Annotated in this window: 2 protein-coding genes; both read right to left on the bottom strand. The window is 70.4% G+C overall.

What is annotated here, in order from left to right:
* The coding region (locus tag BN11_RS23845) for a hypothetical protein (RefSeq protein ID WP_162213237.1) at positions 1–1,341 on the bottom strand (1,341 nt) is incomplete at its 3' end.
* Between the two features lie 199 nt (positions 1,342–1,540).
* Complete coding sequence (locus BN11_RS13580; protein WP_048698487.1) at positions 1,541–3,205, bottom strand: DHA2 family efflux MFS transporter permease subunit; 1,665 nt, start codon at positions 3,203–3,205, stop codon at positions 1,541–1,543.
* Positions 3,206–3,534: the final 329 nt, after the last annotated feature.

Raw genomic sequence — 3,534 nt, 5'->3', positions numbered from 1 at the left:
CAGCCCGAGCACGCCGAACCCGATGAGGACCAGGTCCAGTCCGACGCCGGCGAGCCGGGCGAGGAGCTGACCCCGGCGGGAGCGTTGGGTGGCCAGGCGCAGCTGGCCGCTGCGGGCGGCCGTGATCGCGACGATGGCGGCGGCGGCGAGGGCGGCGACCAGAAGCGGCAGGACCAGTCCGCGCCAGCGGATCGCGTCGGACCAGGCCGGGGTGGGGACGTCGAGTCCGCCGAGCCGCGCCAGCGGTCGGGCAAGGAGCGGCACGGTGAGCCAGGCGACGACGAATGCGCCGATGGCGATCATGCCGGCGTCGATCGCCGCGAGGCCGACGATCTGGCTGGTGGAGGCGCCGCGGGAGCGCAGCAGCTGGGTCTCCTGGGCGCGCAACCCGGCCAGCTGCAGGCCGGCCATCGTCAAGGCGACGCTTCCGAGGAGCATGAGCAGGATCGTCGGTGTCAGCAGGGCGATGCGGGTGCGTTCGCTGATCAGGCTCGCCTCGGTATACAGCTGCGGGGCGTCGGTGCGCACCTGCGCACCCTTCAGGTCCGGACTCTCGGTCAGCAGCCGGGTGGCGTACTCGACCTGGCCCTGTCGCACCGGGGCGAGGGCACGGGTGAGCCCGGTCGACGGCAGGGCGATGCGCCAGCGGGCCGTCGCCGCGGGGATCACCGTCTCGAGATCGCCCCCGTCCGCGAAGAAGGGACCGTATGACGTGAAGCCGGTCCCTGTGCGGGTGCCGGTCTGCGCGAGCGGCAGATCGAGCCACACGGCGTCGAGCGGATCCTTCGCGGTGACGATGCCGGTGACGACCACGTGCAGGGGCGGGGCGTTATCCGTGATCAGGTCGGGCAGGTCCATCCTGTCCCCGACCTGCCAGCCCCCCGCCGCGGCCGCCGCCTCCGGAAGGACCACCTGGATCGGGTCGCTCCCGGCGACGGGCCAGGCACCGGCGGCGAGCGTGGTCCATCGGGGCAGGTCGGCGAGCACCGCCAGCCCGGCCCGGTCGGTGGGGTCGCGGCCCTCGATACCGCGGGAGATCGCCTCGAACACCTCCGACAGCCGCGATCCGGGAACCGCCGCCTGCGCCTGCGCCACCACGTCGCGAGCAGCGGCCACCTCGTCTTTGTCCACCGACCGGACGGCGGAGATGGTGCGTTCGGCGACCGGCGCCGCAACGAGCGCGCCCTCGGCAGCCCGGTCGGTGACGACCCGGCTGAGCAATTGGAGCGTGCCCAGCACGAGGAGCGAGGTCAGCGCGGTGAGGGCAAGGACGACCAGCGCCGCGCGGTGGTGGTGCAGGCGCCGCATACCCACCGTCAACACGCCCGCGGCCCCTTCCATCCTTGAAGCGGCGGCCTCCCGCCCGGCCGCCGCCTCGTCACTCTGTCAGACCTCACGGACGAGGCGGTTCGCCGGGTTGGCCTTGTTACCCAAGAGTGACGCGGGCGGCCGGTTTGCCTTGTGACGCGGCGAGGCCCGGCGGACCGGGTGTGGTCCGCCGGGCATCGACGTGGGAAGTCGGCGCGGTGGCGCCGGCTCGTCAGTGGACGAAAACGGGTGCCGCGGGGGCGTCGTCCTCGTCGTCGGTGAGGTGGCTCTCCTCGTGGTCTCGCGGGAGGAAGAACGCGGGAACGAGCGTCAGCAGCACCAGGAAGGCCGCCACCAGGAAGCTGTTGCCGAAGACCTTGCCGGCCGCGTCGGCGGCAGCCGCGGCAAGCTTGGCGGCGCCGGCCGCCTGGTCGTTCCCGGCGGCGGCGAGGATCTCGGCGACCTTCGGGAACTGCGGGAGCAGCTGCTGGATCTGCGCGGGGTCGGTGACTCCTGCGCTGGCCTCCCGGAAGCCCGCAGCCTGGCTGACCAGCGCGTCGTTCTTCAACCCGTTGGTGAGGACGACGGACATGATCGCGACGCCGACCGAGCTGGCGATCTGCTGCGTGATGTTGAGCAGCGTCGAGCCCCGGGCGACCTGGTGCGCGGTGAGGGTCTTGATGGCCGAGGTCATGATCGGCATCATCGTGCCGCCCATGCCGAGGCCGAGGAGAAAGAGCACGGGGATGATGTAGCCCCAGTAGCTCGTGTCGCCATCGACCCGCGACAGCAGGAACATGCCGACGATGATGGCGAGCAGCCCGAAGGGCACGATCCGGCCGACGGGCTTCTTGTCGGCGAGCGCGCCGGCGATGGGCATGGTCACCATGGCGCCGATGCCCTGCGGGGCGACGAGCAGGCCCGCGTGCAGGGCGTCCTCGCCGCGGACCTGCTGGAAGTAGGTCGGCACCAGCAGCAGGCCGCCGAAGAAGGCCGCACCGAAGATGAACATCGTGATGGTGGCGACCGTCAGGTTGCGGTTCTGGAACAGGCGGAAGTCGAGGAGCGGGTGCTTGGGCTTGAAACTGTAGATCACGAAAGCGATGAGCAGCAGCAGGCCGGCGGTGCCCCAGCCCATGACCTTCGCGGAGAAGAAGGTGCCCGCCTCGGGGATGGAGGAGATGCCGTAGAGGAACATCGCCAGCCCGGGGCTCATCATCGCCATGCCGAGGAAGTCGAAGGACTCACTGGGCTCCGGGGTGTCCTTGGGCAGCGCCCAGGCGGCATACAGGAGGGCGATGATGCCGAGGGGGAGGTTGATGAGGAAGATCCAGTGCCAGCTGACGGCGTCGATGAGGTAGCCACCGAGGATCGGCCCGAGGATGGGCCCGAGCAGCATGGGGATGCCGAGGATCGCCATGAGGCGGCCCATGCGGTGCGGGCCGGCTGCCCTGGTCATGATGGTCATGCCCAACGGCATGAGCAGACCGCCGCCGAGGCCCTGCAGGACGCGGAAGAGGATGAGCAAGTTGATGCTCGTCGCCGCCGCGCACAGCACCGAGCCGAGGGTGAACAGCGCGATGGCCAGCATGTAGAGGCGCTTGGTGCCGAACCGGTCCGCGGCCCACCCGGTCAGCGGGATCACCGTCGCCAGGGCGAGGGTGTAGGCCGTCACCGTCCACGCGACGGTGGCATAGGACAGCGGATTGTCGGTGCCGGTGAAGGTCGTCTGCAGTTCCGGGAGGGCGACGTTGACGACGGTGATGTCGAGGATCGACATGATGGCCCCGAGCACGACGACGCCGGCGATCTTCAGGACCGCCCCGTCGATCTTGTCGGGGTAGGCGTCGACCGGGCGGCCGACCTGGGCTGGGGAGGACAAAGGGAACTCCGTCATGTTCAAGAGGTGTCCCGCCCCGGGCAAACACGACCCATCACGGCGATCGCCGGCGAGGCCGATCGGAGGCGTGCATGGATTTTGGGAGGCAGAGCGGGTGTCGGCGACAGCGCCGCAGTCCTCAAGGGTAGCAGTTTGAACGTTCACTCATCTACCGGATTCCGCGCCACCCGGCCCCACCGCCCACGCCCGGTGCACACCAGCTATCAGTAGGCACCCGCTCCTGCCCGCCCTGCCGCATCGCCGCAGGTCAGCGCCTCACGCGGGTAACCGCTACCGGCGGTACTCGTTGCTCGCGTGCACCTCTGCTCGCGTGCACTCTCTGCTCG

The sequence above is a fragment of the Nostocoides australiense Ben110 genome, assembly GCF_001050535.1.
In the GTDB taxonomy this organism is placed as follows: domain Bacteria; phylum Actinomycetota; class Actinomycetes; order Actinomycetales; family Dermatophilaceae; genus Nostocoides_A; species Nostocoides_A australiense.
This window is presented reverse-complemented; position numbering and strand designations above follow the sequence as displayed.

Coding starts and splice junctions, on each gene's coding strand:
- BN11_RS13580 (WP_048698487.1), bottom strand. CDS start 3,205: ATGACGGAGTTCCCTTTGTCCTCCCCAGCCCAGGTCGGCCGCCCGGTC.